Genomic DNA, 14737 nt, shown 5'->3' on the forward strand with positions numbered 1-14737 from the left:
GAATTGATGGATAAAACGACATACCTGAATCACTATTATTTTATCACTGCAGTAGCTTTTATCATGTTCTTTTTACCGGCAAATAGCTATTACTCGGTTGATGCCTGGAAAAATCCGAAACTTGCCTTTCAGAAAATTCCGGCATGGTGTATCGATAGCCTGAAACTCATGTTGGGGATTGTCTATTTTTATGCCGGATTGGCAAAGGTTAATTCCGATTGGCTTTTCAGAGCAATGCCTTTAAAATTATGGCTTGCACCCAAATATGACGTACCGGTATTAGGCTTCTTTCTCAAACAGGAATGGGTTGCATTTGCTTTCAGTTGGGGTGGAATGCTATATGATCTGCTTATTCCGTTTTTGTTACTGTATCGGCGTACAAGAGTCCTGGCTTTTATGATGGTTGTCTTTTTTCATTTGATAACGCGAATACTATTTCCAATAGGAATGTTTCCGTTTATTATGATTTTCGCAACACTCATTTTCTTCGATCCGAAATACCACCATAAAGTATTAGCCTATGGGAGTCGCATTTTCAAAATTAATATGTTGTTTTTCGACAATGCAAGAGAGCGGAGTACAAAAACACTAAGCGCCGCTGCATTACGCGTTAAAATATTGATCGTTTTTTTTGTTGTACAATTGGTATTCCCCTTTCGTTACCTTTTATATCCGGGAGAATTATTCTGGACGGAAGAAGGTTTCCGTTTTTCCTGGCGTGTCATGTTGATGGAAAAAGCCGGTTATATCCAGTTTGCGATAAAAGATAGGATAACGGGACATTCTTTTTATATTGAGAATGATGCATTTCTGACCCCTTTTCAGGAAAAACAAATGGCTTTTCAGCCGGATTTCATTGTACAGTATGCGCACTTTCTACACGATTATTATCAGAAAAAAGGCATCAACGATCCGATAGTCACGGTAGAAAGTTATGTGACACTTAACGGAAGACCCGGAAAAAGATATATAAACCCAACCGTGAATCTCGCAAAAGAAAAAGATTGCTTTTTACACAAAACCTGGATAGTACCGTTTGACGATGAGATTAAAGGACTTTAGTACGCTGATAGTAACGTTGGTAACCACAATCTGTTTTTCACAATACGATATTAAAGGAAGAATTATAGCTATTGAAAAACAGATACCGCTCACTTCGGTAGAAATCGTAAATGTAAGTAATAATAGTGTGACGCGATCGGATGAAAAAGGAGCGTTTCTTTTTTCAAAAGTAAAACCCGGTCAATATCGATTGGTCTTTTTGTCGGATGAATACCGTTTACAGGAAGAAATAGTTACGGTAGTCAATCAGGATGTAAACCTCTTAATCGCCTTACATCCCATGGAGATCAAGCTTAGTGAGATTTTGATCAAAAAAAGAAAAAAAGAAATCTTTGCGATGGCTCGGTTACGGGATGTTGAAGAAACAGCGATTTATGCCGGCAAAAAAACGGAAGTGGTCATTATGGATAATATGATGGGTAATCGGGCTGTAAATGTACCCCGTCAGGTATTTTCACAAGTAGTCGGATTGAATATCTACGAAAGTGACAACAGTGGCTTGCAATTGAATATTGGCGGAAGAGGATTGGATCCGAATCGTTCGGCCCATTTTAATATACGTCAGAACGATTATGACATTAGTGCTGATATTTTAGGCTATCCGGAAAGTTATTATACACCGGCAACAGAAGGATTGGATCGGATAGAAGTGATAAGAGGAGCAGCATCGTTACAATATGGAACGCAATTTGGAGGATTGATCAATTTTAAAATGAAAAGTCCCGATACGAATAAAATATGTAGCGTATTAAACAGGCAAACGATAGGATCCAACAACCTGTTTACCAGTTTTACCAGTTTAAGCGGAACGATAGGGAAATTTAGTTATTATACCTTTTTTAATTATAAATTGGGGGATGGCTTTCAACCCAATTCCGAATTTGAATCCAAAAACTATTTCGGAAATTTCAGATACCGGTTTACAACTAAAACCAGTTTGTGTTTCGAGTATACCCATTTTCAATATTTAGCACAGCAACCCGGAGGACTAACCGATAAGATGTTTTACGAGAATGCGTTTCAGAGTAATCGGAAACGAAATTGGTTTGCTGTCGATTGGAATCTTTTTTCACTAAAACTGAAGCATGCGGTTACATCAAAAACCGATCTGAGCGTAAACCTGTTTGGATTATATGCCGGACGCAAAGCGCTTGGATTTCGTTCCAATCGTGTCTTTCAGGAAGATCATGAAGGAACTGTCCGCGATCTGATCACCGGAAAGTTTGCCAATTGGGGAGCCGAAACACGAATCTTAAAACGGTATGGTTTTTTTAAAAACGAAAATGCCTTTGTCGCAGGTTTCAAATACTACCAGTCGGATAATACAGCCCGACAAGGCCCCGGTAGTTCCGGAAGGGATGCCAATTTTGATTGTGCAACAGCCGAATTTCCGTATTATCAAAACCAGTCCGATTATAACTATCCGAATCGTAATCTGGCTCTATTCGGAGAAAATATTTTTCGGATAACCGATAAGTTCGCGATTACTCCGGGAATTCGCTTTGAGCATATTACGACGCAGGCAAAAGGTTTTTACCGGAAAATCAATCGCGATAATGCCGGGAATGTCATTTTTGATGAAACTTTAGAAGAACATAACAAATTAAACCGTTCGTTTGTACTTTTAGGAATCGGATTCAGTTACAAACCGATAAAAGCAGTCGAGTCATATATGAACTTTTCTCAGAATTACCGTTCGGTTACTTTTAATGATATTCGAATTTCAGAACCGTCCTATAAAATTGATGAAAACCTGAAAGATGAAAAAGGCTATACGTTTGATTTCGGAATCCGTGGACAACTGAAAAACAAACTGACCTATGATATCAGTGCTTTCGGATTGGCTTACAAAGGACGTTTGGGGCAGATTATTAAAGAAACGGAAGATTTTCGGATTATTCGATTCCGTACGAATGTAGGCGATGCGTTTATCTATGGGATGGAAATTTTTGCCGATTTAAGTTTACAAAAAACACTTTTTAGCCCGATGAATCCCCATTTTAAATGGAATGCTTTTATTAATCTGGCTTTGACAAAATCGGAATACATCCGTTCGAAACAACCCGGAATACAAGGAAATAAAGTGGAATTTGTTCCTATGCAAAACCTTAAATCCGGTATGCTATTCGGTTATAAAAACCTGATGACCAGTATGCAATTTACCTATATGAGTGATCAATACACCGATGCCACCAACAGTAAACAGGACAAAAACGAAAATATTAAGGGAATTGAAGGACAGGTTCCAACCTACTATGTTGTCGATTGGGCGTTGTCGCTTACGGTTGCCAAAAAAATTACGATAGAAACCGGTATCAATAATCTTACGAATACTATTTATTTTACAAGACGAGCAACCGGTTATCCGGGACCGGGAATTATCCCTTCGGCACCAAGGTCTTACTATGCGACCCTTCAATTGCGGTTCTAAAACCACTATATACTACGGATAAATAGTATGCTAACAGGCAAGATCTTTTAACTATAAATAATTTAACCGCAAAAATAGGTTTTCGGATAAACTATAAATTATGGATTTGTTTTTGTCGCATAAACGATTTATAATAATGTTAAAGTTTTTCCCGCGGATGGAATAAATGTGTTATATTTGCATGCAATTCAACTACAAATTGCAACATGAAAGCACACACAGCTAAAATCATCGGGGAAGGTCTAACCTATGATGATGTTCTACTCGTTCCGAATTATTCAGAAATCCTGCCAAGGGAAGTAAGTATCAAAACGAAATTTTCAAAAAATATTACATTAAACGTACCAGTTGTTTCGGCTGCTATGGATACGGTTACCGAAAGTGCGATGGCTATTGCGATGGCGCAGGAAGGTGGTATCGGTGTTTTACATAAAAACATGACAATCGAACAGCAGGCTGCCGAAGTACGAAAAGTAAAAAGAGCCGAATCGGGAATGATTATCGATCCGGTTACATTGCCACTTACGGCAACTGTAGGCGATGCCAAACTGGCCATGCGCGAGTTCAGTATCGGAGGAATCCCGGTGGTGGATGAAAATCAAATCCTAAAAGGTATTGTGACCAACCGTGATTTGCGTTTCGAAAAAGACAACGCTCGTTTAATCACCGAGGTGATGACATCTGAAAAACTGGTTACAGCCGGAGAAGGAACTACATTAGCCACAGCTGAAGAAATTCTGCAACAAAACAAAATTGAAAAACTACCGGTAGTCAACAAAGAACATAAACTTGTTGGGTTGATTACGTTTAGAGATATTACCAAGTTAACACAAAAGCCAAATGCCAACAAAGACAAATTTGGACGTTTGCGTGTAGCGGCTGCATTAGGTGTTACCAACGATGCGGTAGAACGGGCAACGGCTTTGGTAAACGCAGGTGTAGATGCGGTGATCATCGATACGGCACACGGACATACCAAAGGCGTGGTAGGTGTTTTAAAACAAGTAAAAGAAAAATTCCCGCAACTGGATGTGGTGGTAGGTAATATCGCGACACCGGAAGCGGCCTTATATTTAGCTGAAAACGGTGCCGATGCCGTTAAAGTAGGAATCGGACCTGGATCGATCTGTACAACCCGAGTGGTTGCCGGAGTAGGATTTCCGCAGTTTTCGGCCGTATTGGAAGTCGCTGCCGCTTTACGCGGAACCGGAGTTCCGGTTATTGCTGATGGAGGAATCCGTTATACCGGTGATATTCCGAAAGCGATAGCAGCCGGAGCCGATTGTGTGATGTTGGGATCGTTATTAGCAGGAACCAAAGAATCGCCGGGCGAAACGATTATTTTCGAAGGAAGAAAATTCAAATCCTACCGCGGAATGGGATCGGTAGAAGCGATGAAAGAAGGATCCAAAGACCGTTATTTCCAGGACGTGGAAGACGATGTGAAAAAACTGGTTCCGGAAGGAATCGTAGGACGTGTACCTTACAAAGGAGAGCTAAACGAAAGTATGCTTCAGTTTGTTGGCGGACTACGTGCCGGAATGGGATACTGTGGTGCAAAAGACATCCAGACCTTACAGGAAACAGGACGATTTGTTCGTATCACGGCCAGCGGAATCGGAGAAAGCCATCCGCACAACGTAACTATTACAAAAGAAGCACCGAATTATTCGCGATAAAAAATAAAAACCTGATATGAAAATATCAGGTTTTTTTATGTTTAAAACAGACCTCAAAGGTTTTTAAAGTCAGTAGCAGACCTGACAGGTTTCGAAAACCTGTCAGGTCTTGTGTTTAAAGTATTATTGATTCTTAAAAGCGGCCGCCAATAGTTTTTTATCACCAACCAGCCATAAGATATCGTTTCGTTCTAAAATCAAGTGGGATTCCGGATTTAGGATGCGTTCGCCATTACGTTCGATACCTACAACAAGGCCACCGGTACGCTCGCGTAGTTGCGATTCGCGAATCGTTTTTCCGATAAATTCCTGATTGGTCAATTCGTATTGTTGTAGTACGATTTGCGCTTCGGTTACCGATTCCGGTACTTCAATCTCATTCTGATCCAGATAACCTTTAAAATTCTGAACCTGATCGTCTGTCCCGATTACACAAATTTCATCACCCGGAAACAACCGTTCGTTACGCGTAGGGATGTTGATCATGATTTCACCACGCTTGATAAAAGCGATATTTACCCCCATTTTTTCACGTACTTTCAGATCCTGGAGTTTTTTTCCGGCAAGGTTCGACTCTTTGGCAATTTCAAAATTGGCCATGTGTCCGTCCCAAGGGGTTAAATCATCCCGGGTTTTCTGAGCACGTGCAATTTCACGATCGTTGAAATTTTTAAGGAAGTGCTTTTCGATTTTATCGTACTGGGCATGCAATTTTTTAGGAAAGATGATATACGAAATGATCACGAGGATCAACGCAATAAAAGCAACAATCGGTGAAAAGAAATTATTCAGAAGGAATCCTACAAAGAACAGCGCAAGGCCAATTCGAACCAGAATCAGCATGGTTAAAGGACCACGGTATTTGCGTTCTTTTCGAAGTTCGTCCATTGCACTTTCGGCGACTCTTCGCAGCGATAGCGCCCATAAAAACGGAGCGATGATCACTAAGGTAATCAATGCGGCTACGGCATTTCCGAATTTAGAATCGATCACCAAAGGCGAAATATAAAGATCGGACAACAGGATAATCGCAATAATAATAACCGAACTGATCACAACCTGCGTCATGGTAGCGCGCAATACCACTTGCCAGTTACTGGTTGCTTTAATCGACTGTGAATTCGTACTGTAATTATCGATAGCCGTAAGCCATTTTTTAGGTAATACTTTTTCAAGTTTCTCATAAAACGGCATTGACATTTTGATCATAAATGGAGTGGTAAACGTGGTTACGGCCGAAACCGCCACAACAATCGGATACAGGAAATCACTGGTTACTTTTAGCGACATCCCTAAGGTGGCGATAATAAAGGAGAATTCCCCGATTTGCGCCAGACTCATACCGGCCTGAACGGATTGTTTTAAGGGCTGACCGGATACCAATGCTCCGGCGGCGGTACTCACCGTTTTTCCTATGATGGTAATCAAAGTGATCAATAACACAGGTACGGCATATTCCACCAAAGTATCCGGATTGATCAACATTCCGACAGATACGAAGAATACCGCTCCGAAAAGGTCTTTTACCGGTTTGATAAGGTGTTCGATTTTTTCGGCCTGAGTGGTTTCCGCTATAATGGATCCCATGATAAAAGCACCTAAAGCAGGTGAGAAACCGGCATTAGTGGCCAGAATTACCATCATCAGACAAAGTGCTAATGAAATGATCAATAAAGTTTCTTCATTCAATAAGGTTTTGGCTTTTTTAAGTAAGGTTGGAATAAAGAAAATACCACCCACAAACCAAAGAATCAGGAAGAATAACAGTTTTAAAACGGATTCGAATAATTCGGCTCCGGAAAATTGCTGACTAACGGATATGGTCGAAAGCAACACCATCAGTAAGATGGCAACAATATCTTCGACAATTAAAGCACCGAAAACGATTCCGGCATATTTCTTTCCTTTGACATTTAATTCGTCAAAAGCACGGAGAATAATCGTGGTAGAGGACATGGAGAGTATGGCACCGAGGAAAATACTGTCCATTTGTGACCAACCCATCCACCGTCCGGACATATATCCGATAAAAATCATCGAGATAATCTGGATAATAGCGGTAATGGAGGCGGTTCCGCCGACTTTCATCAGTTTTTTAAAACTGAATTCCAATCCGAGACTAAACAAAAGGAAAATAACCCCGATTTCGGCCCAGACTTCAACGCTTTTGATATCGGTGACCGAGGGGAAAAAATCAAAATTATTTCCGGCAAGAAAACCGGCAACCAGATAGCCTAAAACCAGCGGTTGTTTGATTTTTTTAAACAACAGTACGGCTACTCCGGCTGTCATTAGGATCAATCCTAAATCACTGATTAACGGATATAAATGGTGAGAGGTTTCGGCTACGGTTTCAGCTGTTGATAATGGCATATATTTTTTGTTTTTTAGGATTTGTGTAAGTTATAAAATAATGCGTATTTATAAAAGCAACAGGGCTTATTATGCCGTTATTTTAAGATAAATTTATCATAAATAGCAATAAAAAATCCCGATGGTTAAAGCCATCGGGATCTAAGAATATTTTTTAAAAAGAGTTATATTCCGAGGTAATTACTCGGTGTAATTTGTAAAAGTTCTGCTTTTATCGTATCCGATACGTTTAAAGTCGCGATAAAATTATGGATTGCCTCTTTGTTGATCACCGTATTGGTACGGGTAAGATCTTTTAATGCTTCATACGGATTCGGGTAGGCTTCACGTCTTAAAATCGTTTGAATGGCTTCGGCTACTACCGCCCAGTTTTTTTCCAGGTCTTCTTCGAATTTTTCAGCGTTTAAAAGTAATTTGTTTAGTCCTTTTAAAGTCGCTTCAAAACCGATAATTGTATGTCCGATTGGTACACCAACATTACGCAACACGGTACTGTCGGTTAAATCGCGTTGCAAACGGGATACTGGTAATTTGGCTGCCAAATGTTCGAAAATGGCATTGGCAATTCCCAGATTTCCTTCTGAATTTTCAAAATCAATCGGGTTTACTTTATGTGGCATCGCCGAGGAACCAATTTCTCCGGCTTTGATTTTTTGTTTGAAATACTCCATCGAAACATACGTCCAGATATCGCGATCCAAATCGATCAAAATGGTATTGATGCGTTTTAAAGCGTCGAAAAAAGCGGCAAAATGATCGTAATGCTCAATTTGTGTAGTCGGAAAAGAATGGTGTAGTCCTAATGTAGCTTCTACGAAATCGTTTCCGAATTTTCGCCAGTCAACTTTTGGGTAAGCTACAAAATGGGCATTGTAATTACCGGTGGCACCACCAAATTTGGCGGCAAACGGTACGTTAAATAACAAACGCATTTGTTCTTCCAGACGTTCTACAAACACGGCGATTTCTTTGCCCAAGCGGGTAGGGGAAGCCGGTTGTCCGTGTGTACGGGCCAACATCGGAACGTCTTTCCATTCCTGGCTTAATTCTTTAAGTTTGGCAACTACGCTTATTAACGATGGCAGGTATACTTTTTCAAAAGCGTGCTTGGTCGAAAGCGGAATCGCAGTGTTATTGATATCCTGAGAAGTCAATCCGAAGTGGATAAACTCTTTGTATTGTTGTAATCCCAATTTGTCGAAAGCAGCTTTAATAAAGTATTCTACCGCTTTTACATCGTGATTGGTGGTCTTTTCAGTCTCTTTGATCCAAAGTGCATCTTCTGTCGTAAAATTCTCGTATATCTTTCGCAAATCGGCAAACAGGTTTTTATCCACTCCGGCCAACTGCGGTAAAGGCAATTCGCAAAGCGCAATAAAATATTCGACTTCTACCAGTACGCGGTATTTGATCAAAGCTTCTTCGGAAAAATATTCGGAAAGGGAAACGGTTTTGTTTCTATACCGGCCGTCGATAGGCGATATAGCACTAAGTTCAGTTAAATGCATTTGTTGTTGTGTTATTTTCTAATAATCGCAAAGATAAGGTTTTACCCAAACTTCTGGAAATACAATTTTAAATCTTTTCCGGTTGGGCACTAAGCTGCTGTCGTAGTTGTTCCATTCCTTCGGAAGCGGATAAGGCTATGGCTTTAAACGGATTGTTCACATTGTAAATTTGGGCCGGTTTGGGGTCGATATAATACACCGGGGTTGTATGTCGGGTATAATCGATTAATCCGGCGGCCGGATAAACCTGTAGCGACGTTCCGATAATCAGAAAAATATCGGCTGTCTGAACAAGCGCGATCGCTTCATCCATTGCAGGTACGGCTTCTCCAAACCAAACGATATGCGGTCGTAACTGGTGTCCGTTGCTGTCGTTGTCGCCCAAGTGAAGATCGGTTTTCCAGTCGAGAATAGTATCGGTGTCAACAGTGCTGCGTACCTTGAGTAGTTCGCCGTGTAAGTGTAAAACGTTGCGACTACCGGCTCTTTCGTGTAAGTCGTCTACATTTTGAGTGATTATGTGTAGGTCGAATTCGGCTTCCATTTCAGCCAGAATCCGGTGGGCATTGTTGGGCTGTACTTCAAAAAGCTGTGCTCTTCTTTTGTTGTAAAAATCCAATACCAATGCTTTATTTTTGGCCCATCCTTCCGGACTGGCAACATCTTCAATATTGTAACCTTCCCATAATCCGTCGGCATCGCGGAAGGTTTTAATACCGCTTTCCGCGCTGATTCCGGCTCCGGAAAGAACGACTAATTTTTTCTTTAAGGTCATTAATTTATACTTTTCCTAAGGTATATAATTGCTCTAAAGTAGGTGCGGCACTACCTCCGGCTGGTTCCAGTGTGATACCAAATCCTTCGGCATCGGTAGCGTTGTCGACTTTAAATATTCTGGATTTCCCGATTTCCGTTTTTTCCAGTAATCCAATACTTGTTGGAGTGAGCGGATCCATTTTTAATGACCATACCTGATACACATGTCCTTTAGGTGGTTCCGGTAATCCGGATGCATCTACATATACTGAATGATCATTCTGATTCCAGTATATTTTGGCTTTGGCTTCCGGAGCAACCGCCTGACCGGCAAGTGCTACTACTTTATTGTTTTCGTCTTTAAAGAGGTTAAGTAAAGTTTCATTGTTTTTATTTTGCTCTTCTAAGGTGACAACCGATTTTTGTAAATCCTGATTCTTTTCTTTGCTATCTTTAAGCAGAATATCGTTTTGGTTCATCTGGAAATACAGGAAGCCGGCTCCTAATAATAATAGGAACGATGCTGCCCAACCCAAATAGGCCGATTTGTTGGATTTCGGTTGCATCGTTACTACGCTCGTTTCTCTCTCGAGTAATGCTTTTCGGATGGTATTGAATGTCTCCAGGGACAAATTCGGTGCGACGCTATACGAAAGGTTAATGATAGCCTTTTCGATGCTTTCGATCTCTTGTTTTATTTCCGGATATTCATTGGCGTAAACCTGTACTTCTTGGTTTTCCGATTCGGACAGTTTTCCAAAAATATACAGTTCCAGAACTCCGGATTCTATGTATTCTCTAGTGTTCATTATACTCGCAGTAAGTTTCTTAATTCGTTTATACAGTTTCTGTTTTGTGTTTTAACCGTTCCCAAAGGAATTTCCAGTGTTTCGGAAACTTCCTGTTGTGTATAGCCTTTAAAAAATAAGAGGTCAATCAGCTGTATACATTTGGGTTTTAGTTTTTTTACAAATTCCTGAATTCCAATCGTATCGATCTTGTTCATGGTTCTTGCATTGTCATCGAGTATATGTACGAAATTGTCAGAAGATAAGTTTTTCTGATTATTGTTAAAGTTTTTAGAACGTAACCGATCGATAGCGCTGTTGCGGGCAATATTGAGAAGCCAGGTAAAAAAACGACCTTTACTTTCGTCGTAAGTATCCAGATTTTTCCAGATTTTAACAAACGTTTCCTGAAGGATGTCCTCGGATTCTTCCCGGTCTTTTAGCAGGTTATAAATAATACCGTACAGACTTTTGGCATAGCTGTCGTATAAAAGCGTAAAAGCTTTGTCGTCTTTTTTGTAGATTTGCGCTAGTAATTCTTCTTGTGTCATAAGAGTAATTTAACTTCACTAAAGTTAGTAAAGAAATTTAACAAATTCATATTTTTTTAATGGAACCGCTTTTTTCCGATATCGCCTATTTAGATTATTTAGAAAATTTTATCACCGAAAACCGTAGCGAAGGCTTTAAACGGGTGTTAGAAAACCGTACCAAGCACTTTACAGTGGCGGTCGAAGATTTGTACCAATTGCACAATACGAGTGCTGTAATGCGTAGTTGTGAAGTCTTCGGAATACAGGAGTTACATGTAGTTGAAGAACGTTTTGGTAAAAAAATCGATAAAGAGATCGCGATGGGCGCTCAGAAATGGGTGGATATCAATCGTTTTGATTCCAATCAGGATTGTATTGCCAATTTAAAAGAAAGAGGTTATCGGATTATTGCAACCACACCGCATGATAATGATTGTTTGCTGGAGGATTTTGATATTACACAACCGGCGGCGATTTTTTTCGGAACAGAACGCCTCGGGTTGTCGGATGAAGTCATGCAGCAGGCCGATGGTTTTTTAAAAATTCCGATGGTTGGTTTTACCGAAAGCTTAAATATTTCGGTATCGGCGGCGATTATTCTGCAAAATATTTCGACGCGATTGCGTAATTCCGACCTGGATTGGAAGCTGTCGGATGCCGAAATGATCGAAAAACGAATTGACTGGGCTCGGAAATCGATTAAGGATATTGATTATATCACGCGCTTATATCTGGAGAAAAATAAAAAAGAGGACTAAAAATCCTCTTTTTTTATTTTATACTTATTTTTTTCGTTTTAAGATCTTATAATCTTCATAACAGCTACTAATCGCTTCCATGATTTGGAGATCGTTTGCTGTTTTGATAAAGGTTTCCGAATAATTACAACGTTGTAAGATTTCGTTGATTTCCTTCGGATCGATTCCCAAAAGCGAAGCCAGGGTTTCTTTGTCGAATTTGGAAGCCAAAAGGTTTTTGACTACATCGTCTTTTTTGATTTCCTTTAACTTGCTCATTTCTTTCGGTTTTTTTCCAAAGAAATTATAGAGTAAATCGGCAGGATTAAAAAGTGATCCTAAGACGCGGTTAATTTTATTAGGAGAGTGATCGCCGGCTTCATAACCGTATGGTAATCCCGAAATCGGATAACGGAAATTTTCATTTAACGGTAAAATTTTGGTGTCGACTTCCAGATAACCCGTTAGCTGGTATTTATTGATCACGACTTCCTCCAAAGCATAGGCCTTTTCGGTTAAGCGGATCTTGGTGTTTTTGTTTTTAATCCAGTCGTTGGTAACCCGTATTTTAATCGATTCAAATCCAATAAAAGAGAAGTGAATCGTGTCGTTAACTTTGGCTTCAATGGTGAATTCACCATGTCCGCTGGAAGTGGTTCCTTTAACGGTATTAATGTTAACAATATTGACGTTACTCTTGGGTAATAAAGTCGTAGCGTTCACTACTATACCGGAAACCGTTGAGGGGGTTTCCGTTTCCTGTGCGTAGGAAGCAAATGTTAGTAGGGTAAATAAAAAAACTGCAAAAAATCTCATACGGGTTATTAGATTGGTCTAAAAGTAAGGGATATTTTGCAGTTTTTAAGTTATATTAGAAGAAAATTAACAAAAGAATTAGCTTCTTCTAGGGCGTTTTCCGCTGTTGTTGTTCGAAGAACCTTCGGAACGACGCGGAGAACGGTCTGATCCTGATCTTCTTTCATTTCGTAATGGTCGGTCACCGAAATCATCTTTTCTTTCCGAACGACCACCGCCAAAACTACGCTCTCTTCTTGGTCCTCTGTCACGATCGCCACCTCTGTCGCGGTCACCACCTCGGGAACGGTTGCGATCACCACCACCGCTACGTCCGTTATGGTCGCGTCTTCTGTTGTTGGAACCACCGTCGTTTTTAGAAATTTCCACGTTGATTTTACGTCCTTCCAAATGAATGTTGTTTAAAACATCCATTACTTTTTCAGCGTATTCAGCATCGGTATTAAAGAATGAGAAACCTTCTTTTACATCCACTTTAAATAAATCGTCACGACCTAATTCTAAAGTGTCACGTAAGAAGTCTTTCAACGTCATCCAGTCAAAATTATCACGGGAACCGATGTTGATAAAGAAACGTACTGCTCCGTCAGACGGGATACTTCCTGCATCTTCACGACGTTCACCAGCATTTTGAGCGGATAAATCACGAGATTTTTTATAGTAATTGATAAAACGGTTGAATTCTACCGAAACCATTTTCTTGATTACTTCCTCTTTTGTAAGGTCTTTCATTACCTCATAAATAGCTGGAAGGTAGGCATCGATTTCATGGTCAACTTCAACGTCTTTGATTTTATTCGCTAAGTGGAATAACTGAATTTCGCAGATTTCAATTCCGGAAGGAATTGGTTTTTCTTCGAATTTCGTTTTGATGATACGTTCGATTTGTGAAATTTTACGCAATTCACTTTTCGTAATGATCACCATTGATGTTCCGGATTTTCCGGCACGTCCGGTTCTACCGGAACGGTGTGTATACGTTTCGATTTCGTCCGGTAACTGGTAGTTGATTACGTGTGTAATATCGTCTACGTCAATACCACGAGCCGCTACGTCGGTAGCAACTAACATTTGGATCTGACGACCACGGAACGATTTCATTACGCCGTCACGTTGTGCCTGAGAAAGGTCACCGTGTAAAGCGGCAGCATTATATCCGTCTTCGATTAGTTTTTCAGCAACAGCTTGTGTGTCTCTTTTGGTACGACAGAAGACAACCGAGAAAATATCCGGGTTAGCATCAGCTAGTCGTTTTAAAGCCGAATAACGGTCGCGGGCATTTACCAGGTAAAATTCGTGCGAAACGTTTTGTGAACCAGAGTTTTTGTGACCCACTGTAATTTCAAGTGGTTTACGCATAAACTCACGTGCAATACGCGCTACTTCCTGTGGCATGGTTGCCGAAAACAACCAGGTACTTTTGTCTTCCGGTGTATCGGATAAAATGGAAGTGATATCATCATAAAATCCCATGTTTAACATTTCGTCGGCTTCGTCAAGAACACAGAAATTAATGTTCTTAATGTTTACCATTCCTCTGTTAATCATGTCCTGCATTCTTCCTGGAGTGGCCACGATAATCTGTGCGCCTCTTTTTACATCTTTCGCCTGTTCGGTAATGCTTGCACCACCATAAACGGCTACAGTGTGAATTCCTTTAACGTATTTTGAATATTGTTTAATCTCATTGGTGATCTGTAAACAAAGTTCGCGTGTTGGCGATAAAATTAATGCCTGAGTTGTTCTGTCCTCAGCGTCAATCTTTTGAATCAGTGGAAAACCAAACGCAGCGGTCTTACCTGTCCCGGTCTGTGCCAATGCAACTATGTCTGTGTCTTTTTCCAATAATAGGGGAATCGCCTTTTCCTGTACCTCCGACGGATTTTCAAATCCTAGATCTTTAATCGCCAGCAGTAGCGATTCATTCAATCCTAATTGTTCAAATTTATTCATTCGTTATTTTTAAATTGGGGGCAAAGTTACTGTAAATTAACGAGATATGCTAATATGTTTTCGATATTTATGCTTTTGTTTTTTACTGATTTTCAATAAGT

General features: G+C 40.2%; 11 protein-coding genes. 4 read left to right on the forward strand and 7 right to left on the reverse strand.

Going from position 1 to position 14737, the window contains the following annotated elements; genetic code table 11:
• The 3 genes from Q1R07_RS02200 to guaB form a co-directional block, all read left to right on the forward strand.
• On the forward strand, positions 1 to 1062 hold a 1062-nt coding region (locus Q1R07_RS02200; protein ID WP_300485561.1), incomplete at its 5' end, for an HTTM domain-containing protein.
• Entirely contained in the window at positions 1043 to 3493 is a 2451-nt protein-coding gene (locus Q1R07_RS02205; RefSeq protein ID WP_300485564.1) for a TonB-dependent receptor, read from the forward strand. The genes Q1R07_RS02200 and Q1R07_RS02205, both read left to right, overlap by 20 nt.
• 206 nt (positions 3494 to 3699) lie before the next feature.
• A complete protein-coding gene (gene guaB / locus Q1R07_RS02210; RefSeq protein WP_300485566.1) occupies positions 3700 to 5172 on the forward strand; it encodes an IMP dehydrogenase in 1473 nt (490 codons plus the stop codon).
• A gap of 123 nt (positions 5173 to 5295) precedes the next feature.
• On the opposite strand, the gene Q1R07_RS02215 is transcribed toward guaB, so the two are convergent.
• The 5 genes from Q1R07_RS02215 to Q1R07_RS02235 form a co-directional block, all read right to left on the reverse strand.
• Positions 5296 to 7545 carry a cation:proton antiporter gene (locus tag Q1R07_RS02215; RefSeq protein WP_300485568.1) on the reverse strand — a complete coding sequence of 750 codons (2250 nt, stop codon included), beginning with the start codon at positions 7543 to 7545 and terminating at the stop codon, positions 5296 to 5298.
• A 164-nt stretch (positions 7546 to 7709) separates the two neighbouring features.
• Entirely contained in the window at positions 7710 to 9053 is a 1344-nt protein-coding gene (purB, locus tag Q1R07_RS02220; protein WP_300485571.1) for an adenylosuccinate lyase, read from the reverse strand.
• Positions 9054 to 9120: 67 nt separating this feature from the next.
• Positions 9121 to 9828, reverse strand: a complete 708-nt coding sequence (locus Q1R07_RS02225; RefSeq protein ID WP_300485574.1) for an NAD-dependent deacylase — start codon at positions 9826 to 9828, stop codon at positions 9121 to 9123.
• 4 nt (positions 9829 to 9832) lie between these two features.
• Entirely contained in the window at positions 9833 to 10618 is a 786-nt protein-coding gene (locus tag Q1R07_RS02230; protein ID WP_300485577.1) for an anti-sigma factor, read from the reverse strand.
• Positions 10618 to 11148: a sigma-70 family RNA polymerase sigma factor gene (locus Q1R07_RS02235; RefSeq protein WP_300485580.1), complete on the reverse strand. Its 531-nt coding sequence runs from the start codon at positions 11146 to 11148 to the stop codon at positions 10618 to 10620. Before Q1R07_RS02235 ends, Q1R07_RS02230 begins: the two co-directional genes overlap by 1 nt.
• Positions 11149 to 11207: 59 nt before the next feature.
• Between Q1R07_RS02235 and Q1R07_RS02240 the strand changes: the two genes are divergently transcribed.
• On the forward strand, positions 11208 to 11888 hold the full coding sequence (locus Q1R07_RS02240; protein ID WP_300485583.1) for an RNA methyltransferase: 681 nt from the start codon (positions 11208 to 11210) through the stop codon (positions 11886 to 11888).
• A 24-nt stretch (positions 11889 to 11912) separates the two neighbouring features.
• Here the strand turns inward: Q1R07_RS02240 and Q1R07_RS02245 are convergent, their stop codons facing one another.
• Together Q1R07_RS02245 and Q1R07_RS02250 are read right to left on the reverse strand one after the other, a co-directional pair.
• Positions 11913 to 12683, reverse strand: a complete 771-nt coding sequence (locus tag Q1R07_RS02245; RefSeq protein ID WP_300485586.1) for a carboxypeptidase-like regulatory domain-containing protein — start codon at positions 12681 to 12683, stop codon at positions 11913 to 11915.
• Positions 12684 to 12761: 78 nt separating this feature from the next.
• Positions 12762 to 14636 (reverse strand): DEAD/DEAH box helicase, encoded by a 1875-nt coding sequence (locus Q1R07_RS02250; protein WP_300485589.1) that lies wholly within the window; start codon positions 14634 to 14636, stop codon positions 12762 to 12764.
• Between the last annotated feature and the right edge of the window lie 101 nt (positions 14637 to 14737).

Origin of the sequence: Flavobacterium sp. (genome assembly GCF_030146175.1) — a bacterium.
GTDB lineage: Bacteria > Bacteroidota > Bacteroidia > Flavobacteriales > Flavobacteriaceae > Flavobacterium.